Genomic DNA, 22,417 nt, shown 5'->3' with positions numbered 1-22,417 from the left:
AAAACGAATATAAACAAATGCGGGCAAACTCGATGGAGAATGCCCGCAGAAGGGAATAAGTTGAGATAAGAGGAGTTATTTGGATACTAGTCGGGTCTTATAGATGACTACATAGTCTTTTTCTACTTCTTGATAATCTGGAGAAAACCAGATTTCTTCCTCTGAAATGAACTCGTAGACAAATCCCAGTCCTTTAGGTTTTTGAATGATTGGACTGACTGACTTTCCGTCAAAAAGAACGAGGCCATTGGTATTGACATCTGTCATTTTTTGATAACCGGCATCTTGGTCTTTTTTGATTAGATCAAATATGTCCTGATACTCCGCCTCGGTTAAGCCTCGACTGTAGTTGACCAGAAACCGGTCGTTTTCTGTTCGGTGAAAGGAATTAATTGTCCCACCATAAATATCCTTTGACTCATATTGACCAAATTTATCCAAGTCTTTAGGTTCTTTTTCAATGAATTCCTGAAAGGGAATCTTTCGGATCGATGCAGGACTGTCTAAATTTGAAAAATGGTAGCCATAAACAACAGGTTCATTTCTAAAAGCCACGAAAAGGGAATCATCTTTCCGGGATAGAGCGGTAGAATAACTGATGTTTAAATAACTTTTTTCGCCCGAACTAAATTTCGACTCCCTTGGGAAAGGCATTTCAGGAGAAAACTGACCACTTTTTAGATCAAGAACTTCCACTTTCCTGACTTGAGTTTGAAATTCTCTCCCCTCTACGCCGAACTCATCTGCTATTCTTCCTTCCCATGGATAATAAATCTTTTCACCATAGCTGATTAGCTTATTGGAATACGGAATAATCAAAGAAGAGCTGGGGTTAAAATCTGGAAGAAATGTCCGCGTCGCTTCCCCAGAGAGGGAGTAAAGGTAAAATCCTCGAAAAGCGGGAATTATTATCTCTTCACTATTCAAAAACCTTGGTAATCCTGATCTTCCTTGTTGATAGAACCCTGGCCCATCTCCTTTTTTAGTGTATTTATGAAGGATAGCCCCAGCGGAATCAGTGACAAAAAGGGTGTCGGTCTTTTGGTCAATCAATAAAAAAGTCTTTCCATCCTCGCTGATATCAGCCAAATATAAATTTCCCAAATAATCCACCACTAAGGAATCATAGATTTCAAATTCCAGATTTTGCTCCGAAAGGGGAGTGGTAGGAGTTTCAGATTCCTTGCTTTGGCAGGAAAATATTGTAGCTGCAAGTGCAGCTAATAGTAAGAGTTGGTTTTTCATTTTTGGATTAATTTTGTCTTGTACATCACCGAGTAATCCTTTTCGAACTCCGTAAAATTTAGCGAGAACCATATTTCTTCTTTTGAGATAAATTTGTTGAAACTTCCAAGTAGTTCAGGTTTGAGGATTGGAAGACTGATAGTTTTACCATCAAAAAGAACCCATCCTCCTTTATTAATTTCTTCAGCCAACTCAAAGATTTTTTTTGTATCCCCTCCAGCACGGGAAAGGACATCGTCAAATTCATCTTTTGTGAGTCCTTGTAAATAGTCAATTAGAAAAACCTGGTCACTGATTGAAATCATTTGATTGATGGTTCCAAGAAATAGGTCGTTTAAAGAAAAACCTTCCTTAGGATTTTTATCAGTCGGTTCTTTTTGGATAAAATTTGGAAAAGGAATGGGTTTGGATGATGGTTCGATATTTAGATTTGAAAAAGAATATCCAAATATCTTCGGTTCATTCCTAAAGGATAAAAACAAGCTATCTTCCGTACTTGTAAGGCTTCGATAAAATTCCAAATCAGAATATGATTTTTCTGTACTGCTATACTTTGATGACTTTGGGAACCTGATTGCTGAAGCAAATTTTCCTGTTTCTAAATCTAAAATTTCCATCTGAAAGGCCTTTTTTTGATAATCAAGGCCACTAGTTCCAAATTCATCCACTCCTCTGCCCGATAGATTGGAGTAAATTTTTTTGTCCTTCAGTATAAAGTTATCATTGTTTGGAATAGTCAATACTGCATGAGGCGTAAAATCAAGCTGATACTTTTTCAGAAGTGTACCGTCTAGTTCGAAATGGAAAAAGCCGGAAAAGGTGGGTAATAAGTAGTCACTTTCGTTCAAAAACCTAGCATTCCCCCATCGGCTCCCTGAATAATTATCAGGACCCTCACCTTCCTTTTTGTACTTAAATAAAATCGTGCCTTCTGAGTTTGATACCAAAATAGTATCCGTGTTTTGATCAATCAAGAGAAACTTGTTTCCATTAGGACTGATATCCATCAAAACCAAATTCCCCAAATAATCCACCACCAAAGAATCGTAGATTTCAAATTCCAGTTTTTGTTCCGAAAGGGGAGTGGTAGGAGTTTCTGATTCCTTGCTTTGGCAGGAAAATATTGTAGCTGCAAGTGCAGCTAATAGTAAGAGTTGGTTTTTCATTTTTGGATTAATTGAAGCTTGTAAAAAGTGAGATAATCTTGCTCCTCGCCGAGGTATTCGTCATTTCTTAGGGCATAGAAGGGCTTTTCGAGAGATTCGATGTTAAGAATAAAATCAATTGACTTTGGAAGGATCACCTCATTGGAAAGGCCAGATTTGGGACTGTATATTTTCAAGTAGTTTTTTCTGTAGTTTGGATATAATGGGAAGTTTTCAGGCTTTTTTAATTCAAACTGCAAGAAAATGTCTTCTGGAATACCTCCGCTGTAATAGACAACAAACGAATCATCAAATGAAAATAGGCCTTCTACTTCAGCCTCATACATGGTATTACCTGATACATAGCCTACTGGTTCTTTTTGACCCTCTATCATATGAAACTCACTAGGCTCAAAAGGAATACTCTTTAACAATTTACCACTATCGGCCAAGGAGTAGATATGAATCACTGGATCGTTGGATAGAGCAAAATATAAAAGATCCCCACTGACAGAAAATTGAACTGTGGGGGTATCAAAAAAGAAGTCCGAGGAAAACTTAGAGCTGGAAGGAGTCCTGATAAGGGAATCAGACGTTTGGGTTTCAGGGTCAAAAAGCTCCAAAAGTGGATAGTCTCGGTAGAAATGCGGAATGTAGGGGCTTATTCCATCCCTTCCTGGGTACCAAAGTAAAATTTTATCCCTCCAAAAAGCAATATTCTTGGCATTCCTTCTCCCACCGCGGGATTCTGAAATAAAGGGCATTTCAAAGCTTTCTATCAGATTCAGATCTTTGTCAAAATGATGGATTTTTTCCCTGTAGGTAGAAGCGTATAATTCTCCTTTCTCCGAAATAACTGTGCTTGAAAACCAGTAGACCGCAAAAGGTCCCTCTTCGGGATAAGTCTTTTGTGCTACTACTTTGCCTAAAGTATCAAATTTCACTAAAGAATTACTACTTATATCTTTAAGATAACCAAAGCCATCTTGGAAATTGGCATCCCAGATCTTACCCAAATAATCCACCTGAATCGAATCCAAAATCACCAGTTCCCATTCATTGGAATCTTCTTTTGCCAATGAACTTTTATCTGCTTCGCCACATGAAAATAGAATGAATGCAAGTACAACTAATAGTAAGAGTTGGTTTTTCATTTTTGTACCAGTTTGACTTTATAAATCCGTAAAAAATCTTCCTCTTCTTCTTCGTTTGCAGCTTTTTCCATCCAGAGATAGCCACCTCCCGAAGTAAAACCTGCTCGGTTTACACCTTTTGGAAATGGAATATCAGCTTCCAGTTTCAGAGTCTTTTGGTCAAAAATCAGGATCCCTTGTGGTAATTCGGCTTCCAGTTTTTCATAAAGTGCTCCCGCTTCTTCAGCTTTTCCTTGTTCCCATAGTGCTTCCGCCTCTTTCAATTTTTCAGGATCCATACCTGGATAATATTGAGCTAAGATTTTCCCATCTACCAAATGAATATTTCGAATTGCCGGCGTACTCCCATTTAGGGTAACTGATCCTTCGGAAAACTCAGAAAAATCCTTTGGCTCCAATGGTTCATAGCCGGGAATTGAAAAACTTACCATGGTATCAAGCAAAGTTCCTTCAGGAGATAGGTCATATACATAGAGCTTTTGCTCAGCACCCAAACTGATGTAAAGTTTGCCGTCTTTTGACTCGAATGCTGGAGAATAGTCACTTTCATAGTAACCGGTTCCATTCAAAAACATACTCCCTTCTTCAAAAGGGACGATTTCTTTGATGGTATTTGACTCAGGATCGATGAGTTCCAACGCCTTAAACGAAGTATAAAATTTCATTTCCCCTTGGAAGCTATCGTGAGATCTCACCGATTTGGAAAGCAGATAATCTTTCCCATCTAGTTGTGTGGATTCTGTTGATTTTCCTGGAAAAGTCATAAAACCCGCTATTCCGACGGACTCAGGGTGATCGATTTTTTGAATCATATTTCCCTCCAAATCATAAAGAAAGATGCCCTTCATTCCCATAACCACAATTTGATTTGATTTAAAAAATCCGGGAACTTCCATCATAAACCCATAGGCATCCGGCGTATCTTCTTTTTTAGAAAATCGGGAGAGAATTTCACCTTTTTTATCGGTGGTGATGATATCGCTGCTGGCGAAATCATAAAACAGAAACTTACTGGCATCAGCACTTACATCAGCGATCAATGGATCTCCCAAAATCTCCAAATCCAAGGAATCCAATAGTTCCAAAGAATAAGAAGTTGGAGTGCTTTCGAAATCACTTTCAGCAGATTTTTCACAGGAAGAAAACAGACTTGCTACTAAAAGCAAAACAGGGGAAAGTATTTTTTTCATGGGATAGTTGGTTTTCCTAAATATAAAAGGTCAAATCATTATATGAAAGTAAAAAATAGTTTAAAAAGACTTGGCTAAAAGTATTTTCGGATTTAAGGGAAATGAGGCCAAAAAAAACCTTCGAGAGGTTTAACTCTCGAAGGTTGTTGATTAGATCAAGTTTCCGTCGGCATCCCATTCCGCTACCCTTCCCCGATCCTCGGGTTTCAGGTAGAGAGATAAGTATTGCTCTGGGAGAGAAACGCCGTGTTTTTGCATTACTTCAGCTGGAACGCCATCCCATACATTAACTTTGTTTCCCTGATAGTCCATGTATTTCCATCCGGCTTCAGTGGAGAAGAAGCCCGTTGCAGCAAAATTCCGCACGAGATTAAACCACTTTACTCCGCCTTCAAACTCAGGCTTTGCAGTGTCCGGCCAAGCCACATCATCAATGATTTCCATGATCTGATCTTGGTTGAGTTCTAGAAATGTCTTTCCAAATCGCTCATCTGCTTCGTAGTCGAGCCACATCAGTCCACCTCGCATCGGAGTCTGATTGGATGGCTGATCGATCATCATAAAGTCGATGAAGTCCACTGTCCCTACTTCGGAGGCAGCTGGGGATTCAGCATCTTTTGGCATTACGATATCTACGAGGATAGTCATTTTTTTCTTTTCTTCTTCAGTAAAAAAGTGCTCCGCCATCAGTTTCTGGTCACGAAGTACTTCCTCGTCAGTCCGACCTCCAATGGTGCCACTTACTGGGGGAGGAGGTGGAATTTTTTGTGCATCGGGTGTACAGTTAGTTAAAAGTAGCCCCGTTCCGATTGAACCAGTGAATAGCAGTTTTAGATTTTCTCTTCTGTTCATGGCTTAAATATTTTTTTGTTTCAATTGCTCAATGATGAAATCTGAAGTTCTCCAACTCAAAGCCAAGATGGTCCAAGTAGGGTTCTTATCTGCTTGGGAAACAAATGTTCCCGCATCGACCACGAATACATTCTTACAATCGTGCACTTGTGAGTTTGAATTACATACAGAAGTCTTTGGATCATTTCCCATTCTGGAGGTACCAACTTCGTGAATGATTCTTCCAGGAGCAGCAAGTCCGTATTTGGTATCGGCACCTGGCTTAGTTCCTAATAAGGTTGCTCCAGCATTCGTCAGAATTTCTTCAAAAGTATCCTGCATGTGTTTGGCTTGAAGAATCTCCTGATCCGTCCAGTTGTAATTGAATCGAAGTACAGGAATTCCGTATTTATCTACCACATTTGGATCAATTTCGCAGTAATTATCATAGCGAGGGATACTTTCACCTCTACCGGACATTCCCAAGGTGGAGCCATAAAGCGCACGAATGTCTTTTTTTAGACCTTCTCCATAGCCGCCATTGGGACTTGGTTTCCCAAACTCATCGATCACATATTTCCGCATAGAATTCATACCCATACCAGAACCATAAGAGGGTTGACCCATTCCACCCCAATACTCGATGTGGTAACCCCGGGCAAAGTCTAATTTTTTATTGTCCAACCACCATGGCGTGTACATGTGCATTCCACCTACTCCATCTTCGTTGTATCGATCTCTATTGATCAAGTCTGGCATGATCCCCATTCGGTCAGCGCCTGTTGAATCGTGTAAGTAACGTCCAAGGGTTCCGGAACTTGCTCCGATTCCATCTGGAAAAGCTTTCGATTTTGAATTCATCAAAATTCGAGAGGATTCACAAGCAGAAGCTCCTAGTACCACTACTCTGGACTTGAGCTTGTATTCCTTCATGTCCACTTTGCTTACAAAAGAAACTCCTGTTGCCTTTCCAGTTTCATCTGCAGTCACTTTACGCACCATGCTATGGGTATAAAGATCCACTTTACCTTTTTTCATAGCTGGATGAACCAGACATGTTCCTGCAGAGAAATCTGCATAAGCCTGACATGCTCGGTTACATTGATTACAGAAAAAGCAAACTCCCCGCTCATTATTAATCGGTCGCGTAAGCATTGATAATCGTGACGGGATCATCGGAATCGCGGCTTTATCCGTTCCTTTTTTGATTAAAAGTTCGTGCAATCGAGGCTTTGGAGGAGGAAGGAAAAAACCATCCGGTTCATTGTAGATACCCTCTTTGGTTCCAAAAACTCCAATAAGTTTATCTACTTTATCATAATATGGCTTGACATCTTCATAGCCAATTGGCCAATCATCTCCCAAGCCATCCATACCTCCTCGCTTAAAATCATTTGGTCCGAATCGAAGGGAGATTCTACCCCAGTGATTGGTTCGGCCACCGACCATTCGAGATCTAAACCAGTCGAACTGAGTTCCATTTTTTCGGGTATAGGGTTCTCCTTCGATATCCCAACCACCGATTGCCGCATCAAAATCACCAAAAGGGCGAATTCGAGTACCAGCACCTCTTCTGATCGATTCCCAGGGTGGACGAAGTTGAGTTCGGTCTTCCTCTTTAGCGGGATCAAAGTCCCCACCTGCTTCTACAACTGCCACAGAAAGGCCTGCTTCGGACAAGATCTTAGAGGCCATTCCCCCTCCAGCTCCGGAGCCCACTATGATCACGTCATAAGCTTCTCCTGAATTTTTTATTTGAAAGCTCATTAGATAAATTTTTTTAACAAGTTATTAAGATAGGATAAAAAATTCGAGGATCGAAATTGAATTATAGAATTGATAATTTTCCTCTAAAATCGAATAGACGGATCTTCTTTTCTCGACAATAGCTAGAAATTAAATATTCCTCCAGTTAGTAAGAAAACCACTTTTTTATTTTTGTATTTCGTGTTATTCTTTAGGTATTCTGTTAGACCAAAAAGTGCTTTTCCGACATAGATTTCATCTAAAATCAGACCTGTGTTCTTCATTGTTTCCCTAATGAAATTTCGTAACTCGTGGTTAGATTTTCCATATCCTCCAAATGTGTATTGATCCAAAATTTGATCTTTAATTCGAAAACTTGAAACAGGTGGAGTTTTTGACTCAAAAAACTCCAAGAGATTTTGAGCTATTATTGGTACGGAGATCTCATTCGTACGAGCAATACTTAACCCTAATAAATCTGTGCTCGGTAAATACATTTGAACACCTGCCAGTAGCCCTGAAAAGGTAGTGCCAGTGGCAAAAGTAGTTGCAATTAGTTCCGGGTCTATTTGCGTGTTTATTTCCTGAACTACTTCTGCATAGGCTTTTATGCCTTCATAGGATTTTCCCCCTCCATAGATAAAAAATGGGATCTCTCCGGCATTTTTGAGTTTTGTCATTTCCTCCTTAATTCTCTCTGATACTTCATCAGAATTACAAAATGAATATTCAGCTCCAGTTTGATCACAGATGCGTTTGTTTAAGGATTCTTGATGGATATGGGGATTGTTATCATAGAGAACGATTCGCAATTTGAAACCCATTTTTTTTGACATCAAAGCTAAAGCTCTATTGAAATTAGAATGAGGCCCACCTGCAGTGACAATGTAGTTTGCGTTTTGATCTTTAGCCTTTTTCAAGATTAAAGCGATCATTCGGGCCTTATTTCCTCCACCACCTTCTGGGAAAAGATCTTCTCTTTTGAGGTAAAACTCTGTTTCAGTCAATGAAGATAAATAGTGTGAATATTGAAGGGGAGTAGCCTCTGTCATTGATTTATAGATTTGGTTTATATCCTTTTTTCTTAATGAATTCATTAAAGCCTGAATTCAAAAGGATGGGACCTCCGACCTGAGTTAGTCTTGCTTCTGGTTGAGAATTAATCTCAATAACTTTTATCCCCTTATCAGTGAAAGCGAGGTCAATTCCTGCAAATTCTAAAAAATCAAAATGGTTAACAATTTCTTGAATTTGCTTGTAGCAATTTTCCCAGTCAGGGAATTTGATCCCTTCTATCTGCTTTCCTGAATAAATATGTTCAGAGTACCAGCCAGGTACTCCCGAGAAAGTGTAAGCCTTAGACATTTCTCCAGATTTAGGATCGATACTACATGCCATTCCCCCTCCGGAAATATTATCAACTGAGTTGGACAATGAAGTCCCAAATTTTTGAGCAATCATGAGGACTTCATTTTGACCTGACTCATTTTTATAAAAAGTGACTCGGGTAGTATTCAAGCACCCAGGGAAAATATCGGATAAAAAATGATTGTTTTTCAACACATTATTTACCACAAAATCTTTTTTAGTTAAATCTTTTTTAACCTGGTCAAAATTTTCTTTGGTCAGCAAAAAAATCCCTCTCCCTCCACCTTCGGTAATTGGTTTAACTATAAGATCCCCGAAAGTATCAAAGGCAGACTTTAGGAATAATTCTAAATTCAATAATTTATTGGGAATCCCTTTTTGGAAAATGATAGTTCCCTGAGAAAAGAAAGCAAAAAAATCTGGGAGCCATTCTTTTTTATCTCCCAGTAAAATTGGGAGATGACTTTTGTAGTCAATTAAGGTGGAAATTGACGGGTGATTTATTGGATAGAGTTTAGCGTAATCGCGATCATTTAAAAAAGAATTAAATCCAAATTTCTGAAAATCTAAGATCAAATCTGAACTAGGGAAAAACCCATTTTTAATTAAAATCTTTTTTCTTTCTTGAGGTATGGAGACCTTGATGTCTTTTAGATACCAGTTACGCTTTTTTGAACTTCGTCTTATTTCTCGTAGTAGCGCATTTTTAATTCTTGACCAGTTCATAGGTTAAGTCGAGAAGTGGAATATTTTTTAAGAATCACTTTAAAAGTAGACAGTAAATTGTAAAACAAACTCATTTTTTGTTATTTGAACCTACTAATTTCCGATAGTTGAAAATTAGATTTTTTTAATTGAAGCTTCGGGATAGAGATGCTTTTATACAAAATGAAAATAGCTTTATAATACAGTTTGTATATTTTGAATGCTTAAAACAGATATTGAAGGTTAAACTTGAAGAGTTCACAGTGAGAAATGGAATTAAATTGAAGAATAAAATTATAGTTAATTTTTGCCCGACGGGCATGGTGCCGACAAAAGCTTCAACTCCTCATGTACCTATTTCACCTGAAGAGATTGTTGAACAAACTCATGAGGCTTATGAGATGGGAATTACTATTGCACATCTTCATGCCAGAGAAGAGAATGGTACTCCAACTTATTTGTCCTCCATCTATGGAAAAATTTTTGAAGGAGTTCGAAAACACTGCCCTGATTTGATTATTTGCGGAAGTAGTTCGGGAAGGAATTTTCCTGAGTTTGAAAAAAGATCTGAACTGCTTGAGCTTAAACCTGATTTATGCTCCTTGACCCTGTCGTCCCTGAATTTTCTTTCTCAGGCTTCCATTAATGCTCCAGACATGATAATTGCTCTGGCTGAGAAAATGAAGAATCTTGGAATTACACCTGAGCTCGAATGTTTCGATTTAGGCATGATCAATTTTGGCAAGTACTTAATCAAAAAAGAAATTGTTTCAGGTCCATTTTATTGGAATTTACTTTTTGGAAATATTGCAGGCTTCCAGGCCAACTTCTCTCAAATAGGAACAGCTGTACAGGAAATTCCGGAAAATCATTTTATCAGTTTTGCAGGTCTAGGTGAGTTTCAACTCAAAATGAACGCTATAGCTATCGCAATGGGATATGGGGTGAGAATAGGATTAGAAGACAATATCTGGTGGGATAATAAAAAAACGGTTAAGGCTACCAATTTAGATTTGGTCAAGCGTGTTCATGATTTAATGGAAATCCATCAAGTTGAGTTATTTGAACCGCTGGAGTTGGGAAATATGGGGTTTTACAATAAGTATTCTCAGAGAAGAGCGACTAAGAATGAGCCTGTTTCTCAATAAATTATATTGATGGAATTTCTTGGACAAGGTAAACCAATCAACCAAGTAAATCCCTTGGTTTCTGTTTGTGTACCAACATTTAACCATGGGAAGTTTATAAGGTCTTGCTTGGAAAGCATCATTATCCAAGAAACGGATTTCCCTTTTGAGATTTTAATTGGGGAGGATGATAGCGCTGATGAAACACGAGCGATTTGTTTGGAACTTGCTCAAGCCCATCAAGATAAAATCAGACTTTTCCTCCGAAATAAAGAAGATAAAATATTCTTATTTGGCCGTAAGTCCGGAAGAGGAAATCACCTCGGTCTATATGGCTCATGTAGAGGAAAATATATTTGTATATGTGATGGCGATGATTTGTGGAATGATCCCTTAAAGCTTCAAAAACAAGTAGATGCTATGGAAAAATATACTTCGGCATCTATGTGCATTACAAATTCTTACATGGAAATGAATCCTGGGCAAAATCCTCCAGGGGTACCAGATCAGTTTAAGGTTTTCGATAGAAAGTCACTCAATAAAATTTTTTATATGGGGCATATTTCCAATTGGATGATGAGAAATGAAATGCGTGAACTCTTATCCAATGAAATTGTAAAAAAACCAATTCCTTTAGACAAGGTTCTTTTCTCATTTTATAAGAAAAAAGGGGACATAGTATATCTTCCAGACACTACCACTACATACAGGTATAATCCAAATGGAATATATTTAAGCCAACCAAAAAAGAAAAATCAGCGTGCGCTTTTACGCCATAATTGGTACTTGTTTAGATTTATTCATAAGGATCCTCTGCTGTGGTTGAGGTCGGGTCTTTATATTTTGAGAAGATATTTTGTGAATTTTAATGATTTTTGACAGAGAAAAAAAAGCTGAAATGGACAGTATAGAACTAAATAAAAAACTGATTCTTCTGGGGCATAGTGAAGGTGGAATTGGGGTGCTAATGGATCTGGCTAATGAGCTAAGTGGTGTCAATCAATTTGATATAGTAAAGAATATTGATTTGCCTGATTGTGTTTTCTCTCCTGAATTGTATTCCATTCGTCATTTTTTTGACTTTGAATATGACTTCGAATCCAATGAAAATCTGAATGTTCAATTTGGAGTTCATCATTCAAATGTTAAGTATCTTCTCTATTCGCATTTTTTGAAAAAATTCGGAATTGAAAAAGAACGATATATTTCAATTATCCATCCAAGCTCTTATATAGCTCCTAGTGCAGAATTAGGTGGTGCATTATTTCTGGAGCCACTTTCTGTCATTTCTTCCTATTCTAAGCTTGGATTTGGAGTAAGTATAAAACGTTCTGCATCTGTTGGCCATCACGTTAATTTGGGTGATTTCGTAAATATAAATCCAAGAGCAGTCCTCTCTGGCTATGTCAATGTAGGAATGGGTACAGAAATAGGTGCGGGAGCAGTAATTTCCAATAATGTAAATATTGGGTCTAGGACTCTGATAGGAGCAGGAAGTGTAGTCACAAGAGATATTCCAGACGGTGTCATTGCCTATGGAAATCCCTGTAAAGTAGTAAGAGAAAATGAACGGTGGGCAAAAATCACCTATTAAATAAATAAGGCTATTTATGAACGTTTTATTGACAAGCGTGGGTCGGAGAAATTATCTCATCGACTATTTTAAAGAAGCAGTGGAGCCTTATGGAGGCAAGGTCTTCGCGGTCAACAGTCATGAAAATGCCCCTGCGCTGTATGTTGCTGACGAATTTAGATTGGCCCCTCTGATTCATTCTGAAGACTACATTCCTTTTTTGCTCAACTTTTGTTTGGAAAAAAAGATTGAACTGATTGTTCCACTTCTGGATAATGATCTGCCTGTTTTGGCTCAAGCAAAAAGAAAATTTTCCGAAGCTGGTGTTTACGTTTTAGTGGCCGATTTAAATTTGGCCAAACTAGCCAATGATAAATTTCAGACTAGTTTATTCCTCAAACAGCATGGGTTTGATACTGTTGGCAACTATTGTGATTTGGATTCATTCGCTCAGGCTAAAGACTCTGGGGAAATTGATTTCCCAGTGATCATAAAGCCTAGATGGGGAATGGCTTCTCTTTCGGTCTATTTGGCCAAAAATGAAGAGGAGTTAAATTTTTATTTCAAAAAAGCAAAAGAGGAGGTGCTAAATTCATTTTTGAAATTTGAAAGCCAGCAAGATCCCGGTAAGGAAATCCTGATCATGAACAAAATTGAAGGTGAGGAATATATGCTTGATGTAATCAATGATCTGGAAGGGAATTATCAGCTTACTATTGTCAACAAAAAACTATTGCGGAAAGCTGGCGAAACTGAAGCGGTGGAGACGATACGGCATGAGGCACTTGAGCAGATAGGAAAGAAAATTTCAGCTCATTTCCGGCATCCACTTGTCATGGATATAGATGTGATCGTCAATAAAAATGGGATTTATATTATAGAGTTTAATCCCAGATTTAGTGGAGGTTATCCCTTTTCCCATGCAGCAGGGATCCATTTGCCAAAGGCGCTACTAAGATGGCTCAAGAAAGAAACCTTCGACTCAGGCGAATTCCTTACTCCGAGAATTGGCACTAGATCCATGAAGGGATTTGTCATGATCCAAGCAAATAAATTCACTAATTGATTTCTTGCTCGATATAAGGCCAGATTGTTTCAAAAACGATTTTATGACCTTCCTCTGTTGGATGGATTCCATCAGGTAGATTCAATTCCGGAATTCCTCCCACATTTTCTAAAAGGAATGGAATTAAGGTTACATTTTTTTCTTTTGCCACTGCCGGATAGATTTCTTTAAACTCATTCGAATATTCCTGACCCATATTAGGCGGAATCTGCATCCCTGCTAGAATAATCTTTGTCTCTGGAAATTTGGCACGAACCTTATCCACCATCGCAAGCAAATTACTTTTTGTCTCGGATAATGCAATGCCTCGAAGCCCATCGTTGCCACCAAGTTCAAGAACAAAAATATCCGGCTGTTCTTCTAAAAACCAGTCTAATCGACTCAGTCCACCAGCAGTAGTTTCTCCTGAAAGACCTCCATTAATCACTTTGTAATCCAATCCAAGGCTATCTACCCGCTGCTGGGTTAATCCTGCAAAAGCATCGTCTTCGTCGATACCATAGCCAGCTGTCAAACTATTACCGAAGAACAAAATGATTTTCTGGTCAGGTTTGTTTGCTGGAGATTCAGTTTCCTGGATTTCGGATGAAGCGTTTTCTTTCTTTTCAGAAGAGCAGGCGAAAACCCCAAAACAAAAGATAAATAGAAGAAGAAATAGATTTTTATTGAAATACATAAATTGTCGGACTTTAGAAATATGTAATGCAAATATTGGGAAAAAGTTCAGCCGTACATGTTTTTTCGAAGTTTGTACAATCAATTAATTATCGGTTAAAAATTAAAAATCAAACCACTAGTCCAATTTTCTATTCAACATTCCATTGAATTGCTGTTATTTAGGGGCTGACTGTTCATTTTCGATCAATTAACAAAGTGACTTCATACCCGTTTTTAAGTGGTGTGTTTACATAAAAAAATCAATGACTATACTTTCTATAAAAAACCTAAGCAAAACATATCAAAGCGGCAGCAGAAAATTGACTGTTTTGGATGAGGTGAATTTTGATATCGAAGCAGGAGAAACTCTTGCAATTGTTGGACCTTCTGGTTCAGGAAAAACAACCTTACTCGGTCTTTGCGCAGGTCTAGACTCCGGATCTACTGGTTCTGTCAATCTTAATGGCAATGCATTGGAGAAACTTTCTGAAGACCAACGCGCCGCAGTTAGAAATCAGAATGTGGGTTTTATTTTTCAAAATTTCCAGTTGTTACCAACGCTCACTGCTTTAGAGAATGTAATGGTTCCACTTGAGCTTAAAAGGCGAAAAGATGCTCGACAGAAAGCACAGGAATTGCTAAATAAAGTGGGGCTGGGTGACCGAGCTTCTCATTATCCTACGCAGCTTTCCGGTGGTGAACAGCAGCGGGTGTCCATTGCAAGAGCTTTCGCAAATGAACCGAAGATACTTTTTGCGGATGAACCTACCGGTAACTTGGATACTGAGACAGGCGATATGATCGAAAAATTAATTTTTGACCTGAACAAAGAAGAAGGCACTACACTTGTTTTGGTCACCCATGATTTAGAGTTAGCGGCAAAAACGCAGCGAATCATTCATATCAAAGGCGGTAAAATACAGGAGGATGCTCATGCCTGATTTTGGATGGATTATTAAGATGGCTTTTCGGGATTTCAGGAAAAACATCTCTCGACTTTTATTATTTGTTTCTTCGATCGTAGTGGGGATTGCTGCTTTGGTAGCTATCAGTTCTTTCGGAGAAAATCTAACCGCTGATATTGATAATCAAGCTAAGGAGCTTCTAGGGGCCGATCTAGTCTTGGAAAACAGCAAGCCAGTCGGAGATCAGCCGCTCGATAGCTTGGCTTTAGAAATGGCTTCTGAAGTTAATTTCGCTTCGATGGTCGCTTTTCCGAAAACCGGAGCTAGCCGCCTAACTCAAGTACGAGCATTGGAAGGAGCTTTTCCTTTTTATGGATTCTTTGAGACAATTCCTGCATCTGGAGATGCCGATTTTCGCTCTGGCGGAAAAAAGGCCTTGGTGGAAAAGACACTCTTAGCGCAGTTCAACGCTCAGGTAGGTGATTTAATCAAGGTCGGTGAAGTAGAATTTGTTATTGCTGGGGAACTCCAAAAAGTGCCTGGACAGACAGGGATTACTGCCACTGTGGCACCTGCAGTTTATATTCCGCAAGCTTACTTAGAAGAAACTGGCTTGGTGCAATATGGGTCTCGGGTGAATTACAACAGATACTTCCTTTTCGCTGAAAACACGGATGTTGAGGCTTTGATAAAACCATTTGAAGATGCTTGGGAGGTTGAGCGAATCGACGCTGATACAGTAGAAGATAGAAAGCGATCCACAGGCCGTTCCTTTGCAAACCTTTCCAATTTCTTGAGCTTGGTTGCATTTATTGCATTGCTTTTGGGTTGTGTGGGAGTTGCAAGTGCGGTTAATGTGTTTGTTAAAGAAAAGCTGGCATCGGTGGCGGTCCTTCGATGTCTGGGAGTTGCCTCCAGAGATGTGCTGTTGATTTATTTGAGCGAAATCATCATCATGGGTTTGATCGGAGCTATCCTTGGAGCGTTTTTAGGAACACTTCTGCAATTTATTTTACCTGCGGTATTTGCTGATTTTCTTCCTGTGGAGGTTTCATTCGGCATTTCTTGGCTTTCTGTAGGTTTTGGTGTGATCACGGGATTGTTTGTCTCTGTTTTATTTGCCCTTTTGCCTTTGTTGAAAGTTCGCAATGTCTCTCCGATGGCGACCCTTCGACCTGAAACTGCCGATTCTACGATGCTCAAAGATCCGTTGAGGTGGTTGGTGATTGTTGGGATTTTGGCATTTATCTGGGGATTTAGTTTCTATTTATTGAAAAACGTCAATCTAGCCTTTGGTTTTACCGGGTTCGTGGTATTTGCTTTTGGAATCCTTTGGGGAGTGGCCCAGTTGATTATTTGGGCAGTGAGGCGGTTTTTACCGATTTCATTTGAATATACACTAAGGCAATCTTTGGCAAATCTCTACCGACCAAATAACCAGACAGTTTCCTTGATTGCCACGATAGGACTTGGAACGGCGATGATTTCCACACTCTTTTTTCTCCAAAACCAATTACTCGAGGAAGCAAAATTTGCGGACAAAGAAGATCAGCCAAATATGCTGATGTTTGATATTCAAAGTGCTCAGCTTGCTGATGTCAGACAAGCGATCGAATCAAAGGGGCTTCCTATTATGCAGGAAGTAGCGATTGTGACCATGCAACTCGATGAGATCAATGGGATTGATAAAAAAGAGAATGAGGAGCTCTCGGATGAAGAAAATTATTCGAGATGGCTATATAACCGTGAGTTTAGAGTTACTTACAGAGACACCTTAATTGACTCGGAAACTTTGACAGAAGGAGAGTTGATTCCTGTTGGAGCTCGGGGAGATAGTATTTTTGTTTCTTTTGAAAAGGGCTTTGGCGAAGGAAATGGGATTAAAATCGGAGATGAGGTTGTGTTTAATGTGCAGGGCAGACCGATTAAAACTTATGTGGGGAGTTTCCGAGACGTGAAATTCAATCAGGTTTCCACCAATTTTCTAGTGCTTTTTCCGGAAGGTGTTTTGGAGCAAGCTCCAAAGTTTCATGTGTTGATTACTAAGACTAAAAATGATCGCCAAGCTGCAGACGTACAGGTAGAAATCGTTCGGAGATTCCCGAATATCTCGATTATTAATCTTGGCGCAATCGTAGAAACACTGGAAGAGATTTTGGGAAAAATCAGTTTTGTGATCCAGTTTATGGCATTCTTCAGTATTGCTACTGGGATTTTGGTATTGATTAGCTCGTTGATCATCAGTAAGTATCAGCGGATGCGAGAAAGTATTTTACTTCGGACGCTTGGTGCGAGTTCGGCGATTGTAAGTAAGATTAATACCCTTGAATACTTCTTCCTGGGGAGTTTGGCTTCGCTTTCAGGGATTATTTTATCCTTTGGAGCCACTTGGCTTTTGAGTGAGTTTGTATTCAATATCCAATTCCGGGGGGCTTGGTTAGAGGCCCTGATTCTTTATTTGGCAATTACTGGCCTAACCATAGTACTTGGCTGGCTGAATGGTCGAAAAATCATCAACCAACCTCCGATGGAAATTTTGAGAGGAAATTAAAAAATCAGAAATCTAAAATAATTGGAAGACTCGCAGGGATGCGAGTCTTTTATTTTTTTGAGTCTACAAAGTACATCTTTAGCTTACCCTTATTTTTAGCTTCAATCTCACCTCTATAGGTGCAAGAAAATTTCTCTTTAACTAGCTCATAGGTGGATTGGGAGATATTTATTTTGCCGGGCTCGCTATTTTGTTCCATTCTTGCAGCGGTGTTAACAGTGTCTCCCCAGATATCAAAAGCAAATTTTTTCAACCCCACTATTCCGGCAACTAGAGGTCCTGTATTTATTCCAATTCGGATTTCAAAATTACCATCAGAATGATCTTCAGTTTTTAAGGACTCAATAAATTCTTTAATTTCGAAGGCTGCCAAAATCATATCTTCTTCCGATTTTTCGCTTGATTTTGGAATTCCTGAGACGCAGAGATAAGAGTCTCCGATTGTCTTTATTTTTTCCAGATTGTATTTTGTGATGATTTCGTCAAACTTCCTGAAGCAAAAATCAATCTTGTTTACGAGCTCTTCCGGGTTTAGATTTTCGCTGTGTCTTGTGAAATCCTTGAAATCTGTAAACATCACGCTTACTCTCTTATAACTTTTAGCTTTAGCTTTTCCAGTTTCTTTTAATTCGTTGGCAATATCCTTTGGTAAAATATTGAGCAGTAAATCATCAGATTTCTTTTTCTCTGCCATTAGTTCAGTAGTACGATCTGTGACTCTTTGCTCCAGTTGATCATAAAACATCGCGTTTTCAATAGAAATTGCGATCTGACCGGCAAGTAGTGTTAGAAGTGCCAAACGCTTTTCATTGAAAACTCCGTTTGAAAGGTCATTTCCCAAATAGATAATTCCTTTTAAATCCCCATGATTGAGGAAAGGAACACAAAGAATGGATTTTGGTTTGTGCTTCTTTATAAACTCATCATTCACAAAAAGATGACTCTCGGTGGCATTTTCTAATATCACCGGCTCTTTGGTCAAGGCAACATATTTTACAATGGATTCAGCTAATTTCTGACTTCCTTCCAGCGGAGTGGCTTTGAAAAGATTTACCTGTTCAGATTCTTTTTGGCTTTCTGCACCTATAAATAATTTCTCGTTTTTCACCAAAATGAGGTATCCTTTTTCGGCTCCGGCATTTTGAATGATCAAGACCAATAATTTTTGCAAAAGATTATCCAGGACGATTTCGCTGGAAATTGTCTGGGACGCTTTAATTACTGTAAGCAGATCTATTCCCACTGCGTCAGTCGTGGATTCACTTAGAGAAACTGTTTTTGAATTATCGAAGAATTTATTTCTAAAATCAATCGTCAGTCTTATGGCCTTTCTTAGTGTCTGATGATGCAGCAAATCGATTTCTTTGACTTTTTTCTCAGCCCCCCATCTTAGATAAACATGTCGGGCTTTTATCAGATAGGTCAACGCAATATCTTCCTTGTCTTGAGCATGAAAAAAATCAAAAGCTAACTCGCACGCTATCCCCTCGTCATTGAGATATTTTTCACTAGATGCATTTTTAATAGCCTTCAAATAGAAACGTTCAGCTTTTTCAATTTCTCCCTTTTGACGCAACCACTCAGCCTGAACTAATTGGTATTTATGAAGGTAATTGGATGGACTGTCCTTGGATAATTTCTTTAGTTTTTTTAAATAAAAACTTATTTTATTCGACTTGGACCTTGTTGACTTGAGAAGAGACAAAGCGGCAAAGAAATATAATTGTGGCGTGTACTCCATCCCCATAACAGATTCTATATAAGGCTCTGCTATTTCAAAATAGGAATTGGCTTTCTCATACTGACAGAAGTAGAAATGAACCATCCCCAATGAGAGATTTCGTTCATAAATGGCTGTGGAATATTTAAGTTCTTCAAAAACAGGCATGAGTTCATCTTGGAACTCTGGAGAAATAATCGATTTTTCTGTAGCCTCTTTTCCAATGAGCTCGGCCAGAACAGGAATAAAAACATCCATCAATAAGGTGACTTGGGTAATGCCAAGTTTCTCTCCATGATCCTTCATGGTCAGAAGATTCTCATAAGTTTGAATCAACGGCTCCCCCGCAAAAAATGAATAGGAGCAGTAATGGAAAGCATTCCATCCACCGTATTCTAAGTCTCCTGTCTCAAGACCACTTTTATATCCCTCGAGAAAGTGTTTTTTTGACTCAGATATTGGATTTTGCCACTGAGAGATAAAAGCATAGTAAACGAAAAAAACCTTTGCTTTCAGCTCATTGGCTTCAAATTCATCAAAAAGCTTCAGTCCTAATTTTCCAAATTCATTACCACTCTTCATGTCTCCCAGAGCTCCGCAAAGTACTAGTCCGTAGGTTGCATATCCATATGCAGAATATTTCGAGTTACCGTATTTCAGAGAAAGTTTAATAAGGTTGAATACGATAATGGGAAAAAGGTCTGGCATTGCCAAAAATGCTGATGAAGTTGTGCTGACCAATATCCGCATTGCTGCAACTTTCAAAGGATCAGTCATTTCAGGGAGTTCGAGTAGCTGAGTTGGAGTTTTTCTTCCAAGGGCAATTTTGGTGCTGATTAACTCCTTCATCAAGTCAAATTTCCCGGGTTTTTTTGGCATTGGCACGCCAAGTAATCCAAGGACATTTTTGGCCTCCATGATAGCCTCAATCAATTTTGATTCTGCAGCTAAGGATTGGATTTTAATTTCCAGCGAAGGGATTTTGTCGTTTAAATCTTTTGAATGTTTTTTTACCCAAGCTAGATTTTCTTCCATTTTTTGGAAGTCCTTTTTTAAAAAAGCTACTTCTACACCATTGGCATAAAGGGAATGTGCAAGATCATAGTGAGTGATTTCGGGGTGGTCAGGTAATAGGGAAATCCCTGTATTCAAGTATACCAAACATGCCGCATAGGCGTTGGAAGATTTGGCTTTCAGGGAAGCCAGGTAATTCCAATTGGCTAATTGAAGTTTTTCTTCCGGATTTGTGATTTGAGATTTGACGAAGTTCAAATGATTGACAACGTCAAAAATAATATCCTCTTGTCTTTGAATTTGTTTTGAAAGATAGATTCCGATTTTATAATGCCATTGATTTAATTCATCTGGGTCGAGTAAAGAATATGCAGCCTGTTGGATCCGGTCATGCGAAAACCGGTAATGCAAGACAATCTCCTCAGAATATTGATTCGGAATGATCAACCCTTCCAAGACGGCATCTCTCAGAGATTCCTTAATCTTTGAGTTTGGTTGGTCAAGTAGTTGTGCAATCATATCTACTCGAAAACTCATACCGATTGTAGATGCGATTTTTAAAATATTTTTTGCAATGGGGTTTAGGTTTTCAATCTTTGAAGACATCAATTCTATGACATTCTCCGTGAAGCTGTTTTTCTCTATTACCTCAATATCCCATTCCCATTTACCAGTAGTTAAATTAAATTTCAAATACTCATTATCATATAATGACTTAAAAAACTGCGTAAGAAAAAATGGGTTCCCATTTGTCTTTTTGAACATTAAACTGCTTAGAGTTTTAGTAGCAGGGTCATTTGAATCCAGAGTTTCTGTTACGAGTTGATAGACATTTTCCTCAGAGATTGGAGCAAGTGAAAGTGTTTTTAATTTAGCTCCATATTCCTGAATTTGTTTAAACATGAGCATTAATGGATGTGCATCATCCACTTCGTTTTCACGATAAGCTCCAATCAGATAGAGAAACTTAGATTCATCGATAGCAGCAACCTGCATTATATTTTGAATCAAATCTATGGTGGCTAAATCAGCCCATTGTAGATCGTCCAAAAACACCACCAAAGGGTGCTCTGCAGAAGCAAGAGACTTGATAAAACTTCTGAAAAGTAATGTAAAACGATTCTTTTCTGCTTCTCCCCGAAGATTCGGAGGTTCCGGTTGAGGGCCGATAATAAGTTCTATCTCTGGTATTACGTCAATGATCAATTGGCCATTTGGTCCGAATGCATTTAAGAATTTTTCTTTCCACATTTCAAGACGCTCGTCACTTTCTGTGAGAATTTGCTGAGTTAATTCTCTGTAAGCCCGAATCATCGCACTGTAAGGGATGTTTCTATGATATTGATCAAATTTCCCCTGAACATAATAGCCCTTTCGAGCTACAACTGGTTTATTTATTTCTTTGATCAGGGCGGTTTTACCAACTCCTGAATACCCGCTTACAAGTAATATTTCACGATGGCCTTGACATACCCGCTCGAATGTTTCTAATAAAATGGAAATTTCCTTTTCTCTGCCATATAGCTTTTCGGGGATGTGAAATCTTCCTGATGCGTCATTTTTGCCCAAATCAAATGGCTGGATCGGCGCGGACTTTAAAATTGCTTCTTGGCAAATTTTCAAGTCATGAATTATCCCACGGGTACTTTGGTAGCGATCTTCCAGAGTTTTTGACAGCAATTTCATGATTACATTGGAAAGCGCCTCAGGGATATTGGGATTTACCTCATGCAAAGCTTTTGGAGCTATGGCTATGTGAGCATGAATGATTTCCAATTTGTCAGTAAAAACAAAAGGTGTCCGACCACTTAGCATTTCGTAAAATGTCACACCCAATGAATAAAAATCACTCCGATAATCAAGAGTTCGGTTCATTCTGCCCGTTTGTTCAGGCGAAATGTAGGCAAGTGTGCCCTCGATGACGTTTATTGCCTCTGAGTCTTTATTTTCTCTACCGAAGGAGGAAGATATTTCAAAGTCAATTATTTTCACTTGCCCAGTCTCACTATTATACAGGATATTGGAAGGGTTGAGGTCCTTATGGATAACGTTTTTACCATGAATCTCCCCCAGAGCAGCGGTCATTTTAAGAGCTAAATCAAAAAATACCGGGATACTTATAGGCTTTCCTTTGGTCAGATTCAAGATAGGTAAACCCCCAAAATCCTCGGCAATGATGAAGAACTCTTCGTTTTCTTCTAATAATTCCAAATAATTAATCGTGCCATGGCTTTCCAACACTTTTCCAACTTCGAATTCATGTCGAAGTTTGCTTGACTCTCGGTTATCAAAAAGTTGGTTAGGCTTAGTTTTTATAATTACCGGTAACTGATCGGACTTACGTTCTCCATTGTAAATCTCAACAGACTTACTTTGAAATAATACTTCTTTAATATTATATCCCTTCAATATTTTCATTT

General features: G+C 38.7%; 16 protein-coding genes. 6 read left to right on the top strand and 10 right to left on the bottom strand.

All coding sequences use genetic code 11. The features are described from left to right. Positions 1-75 precede the first annotated feature (75 nt). The 8 genes from BVC88_RS10220 to BVC88_RS10185 form a co-directional block, all read right to left on the bottom strand. Positions 76-1,245, bottom strand: a complete 1,170-nt coding sequence (locus BVC88_RS10220; protein WP_075350575.1) for a hypothetical protein — start codon at positions 1,243-1,245, stop codon at positions 76-78. Next, complete coding sequence (locus BVC88_RS10215; protein ID WP_075350574.1) at positions 1,242-2,411, bottom strand: hypothetical protein; 1,170 nt, start codon at positions 2,409-2,411, stop codon at positions 1,242-1,244. The genes BVC88_RS10220 and BVC88_RS10215 overlap by 4 nt, the downstream gene beginning before the upstream one ends. After that, entirely contained in the window at positions 2,408-3,544 is a 1,137-nt protein-coding gene (locus tag BVC88_RS10210) for an NHL repeat-containing protein (RefSeq protein ID WP_075350573.1), read from the bottom strand. Before BVC88_RS10210 ends, BVC88_RS10215 begins: the two co-directional genes overlap by 4 nt. Next, the gene (locus BVC88_RS10205; RefSeq protein WP_075350572.1) at positions 3,541-4,734 is read right to left on the bottom strand and encodes a hypothetical protein; all 1,194 of its coding nucleotides are present in this window, start codon (positions 4,732-4,734) and stop codon (positions 3,541-3,543) included. The genes BVC88_RS10210 and BVC88_RS10205 overlap by 4 nt, the downstream gene beginning before the upstream one ends. Before the next feature lie 150 nt (positions 4,735-4,884). Next, the gene (locus BVC88_RS10200) at positions 4,885-5,586 is read right to left on the bottom strand and encodes a gluconate 2-dehydrogenase subunit 3 family protein (RefSeq protein ID WP_075350571.1); all 702 of its coding nucleotides are present in this window, start codon (positions 5,584-5,586) and stop codon (positions 4,885-4,887) included. 3 nt (positions 5,587-5,589) lie between these two features. Further along, a complete protein-coding gene (locus tag BVC88_RS10195; protein WP_075350570.1) occupies positions 5,590-7,332 on the bottom strand; it encodes a GMC oxidoreductase in 1,743 nt (580 codons plus the stop codon). A gap of 122 nt (positions 7,333-7,454) precedes the next feature. Further along, the gene (locus tag BVC88_RS10190; RefSeq protein WP_175574401.1) at positions 7,455-8,363 is read right to left on the bottom strand and encodes a 1-aminocyclopropane-1-carboxylate deaminase/D-cysteine desulfhydrase; all 909 of its coding nucleotides are present in this window, start codon (positions 8,361-8,363) and stop codon (positions 7,455-7,457) included. Positions 8,364-8,367: 4 nt separating this feature from the next. Continuing rightward, positions 8,368-9,405, bottom strand: coding sequence for a sugar-transfer associated ATP-grasp domain-containing protein (locus BVC88_RS10185; RefSeq protein ID WP_075350568.1), 1,038 nt, complete (start codon positions 9,403-9,405; stop codon positions 8,368-8,370). Between the two features lie 242 nt (positions 9,406-9,647). Here BVC88_RS10185 and BVC88_RS10180 point away from each other — a divergent pair, with 242 nt between their 5' ends. From BVC88_RS10180 to BVC88_RS10165, 4 genes are read left to right on the top strand one after another with little or no spacing between them, the layout of a single operon-like run. Next, the gene (locus BVC88_RS10180) at positions 9,648-10,532 is read left to right on the top strand and encodes a BKACE family enzyme (protein WP_262481237.1); all 885 of its coding nucleotides are present in this window, start codon (positions 9,648-9,650) and stop codon (positions 10,530-10,532) included. Positions 10,533-10,541: 9 nt separating this feature from the next. Then, on the top strand, positions 10,542-11,390 hold the full coding sequence (locus BVC88_RS10175) for a glycosyltransferase family 2 protein (protein WP_075350567.1): 849 nt from the start codon (positions 10,542-10,544) through the stop codon (positions 11,388-11,390). A 19-nt stretch (positions 11,391-11,409) separates the two neighbouring features. Beyond that, positions 11,410-12,105, top strand: a complete 696-nt coding sequence (locus BVC88_RS10170; RefSeq protein WP_175574400.1) for an acetyltransferase — start codon at positions 11,410-11,412, stop codon at positions 12,103-12,105. Between the two features lie 16 nt (positions 12,106-12,121). Next, the gene (locus BVC88_RS10165; RefSeq protein WP_075350565.1) at positions 12,122-13,150 is read left to right on the top strand and encodes an ATP-grasp domain-containing protein; all 1,029 of its coding nucleotides are present in this window, start codon (positions 12,122-12,124) and stop codon (positions 13,148-13,150) included. Here BVC88_RS10165 and BVC88_RS10160 read toward each other — a convergent pair. Continuing rightward, positions 13,143-13,826, bottom strand: coding sequence for an arylesterase (locus BVC88_RS10160; RefSeq protein ID WP_075350564.1), 684 nt, complete (start codon positions 13,824-13,826; stop codon positions 13,143-13,145). The genes BVC88_RS10165 and BVC88_RS10160 overlap by 8 nt on opposite strands. Before the next feature lie 244 nt (positions 13,827-14,070). On the opposite strand from BVC88_RS10160, the gene BVC88_RS10155 reads away from it, so the two are divergent. Continuing rightward, positions 14,071-14,748, top strand: a complete 678-nt coding sequence (locus tag BVC88_RS10155) for an ABC transporter ATP-binding protein (RefSeq protein ID WP_075350563.1) — start codon at positions 14,071-14,073, stop codon at positions 14,746-14,748. After that, positions 14,741-17,263: an ABC transporter permease gene (locus tag BVC88_RS10150; RefSeq protein ID WP_075350562.1), complete on the top strand. Its 2,523-nt coding sequence runs from the start codon at positions 14,741-14,743 to the stop codon at positions 17,261-17,263. The genes BVC88_RS10155 and BVC88_RS10150 overlap by 8 nt, the downstream gene beginning before the upstream one ends. 49 nt (positions 17,264-17,312) lie before the next feature. On the opposite strand, the gene BVC88_RS10145 is transcribed toward BVC88_RS10150, so the two are convergent. Next, the gene (locus BVC88_RS10145; RefSeq protein WP_075350561.1) at positions 17,313-22,415 is read right to left on the bottom strand and encodes an adenylate/guanylate cyclase domain-containing protein; all 5,103 of its coding nucleotides are present in this window, start codon (positions 22,413-22,415) and stop codon (positions 17,313-17,315) included. Positions 22,416-22,417: the final 2 nt, after the last annotated feature.

It is taken from the genome of Algoriphagus marinus, from assembly GCF_001936475.1.
Taxonomy (GTDB): Bacteria; Bacteroidota; Bacteroidia; order Cytophagales; family Cyclobacteriaceae; genus Algoriphagus; species Algoriphagus marinus.
Note: the sequence above shows the minus strand (reverse complement) of the source record. Positions and strands in the feature narration are given on the sequence as shown.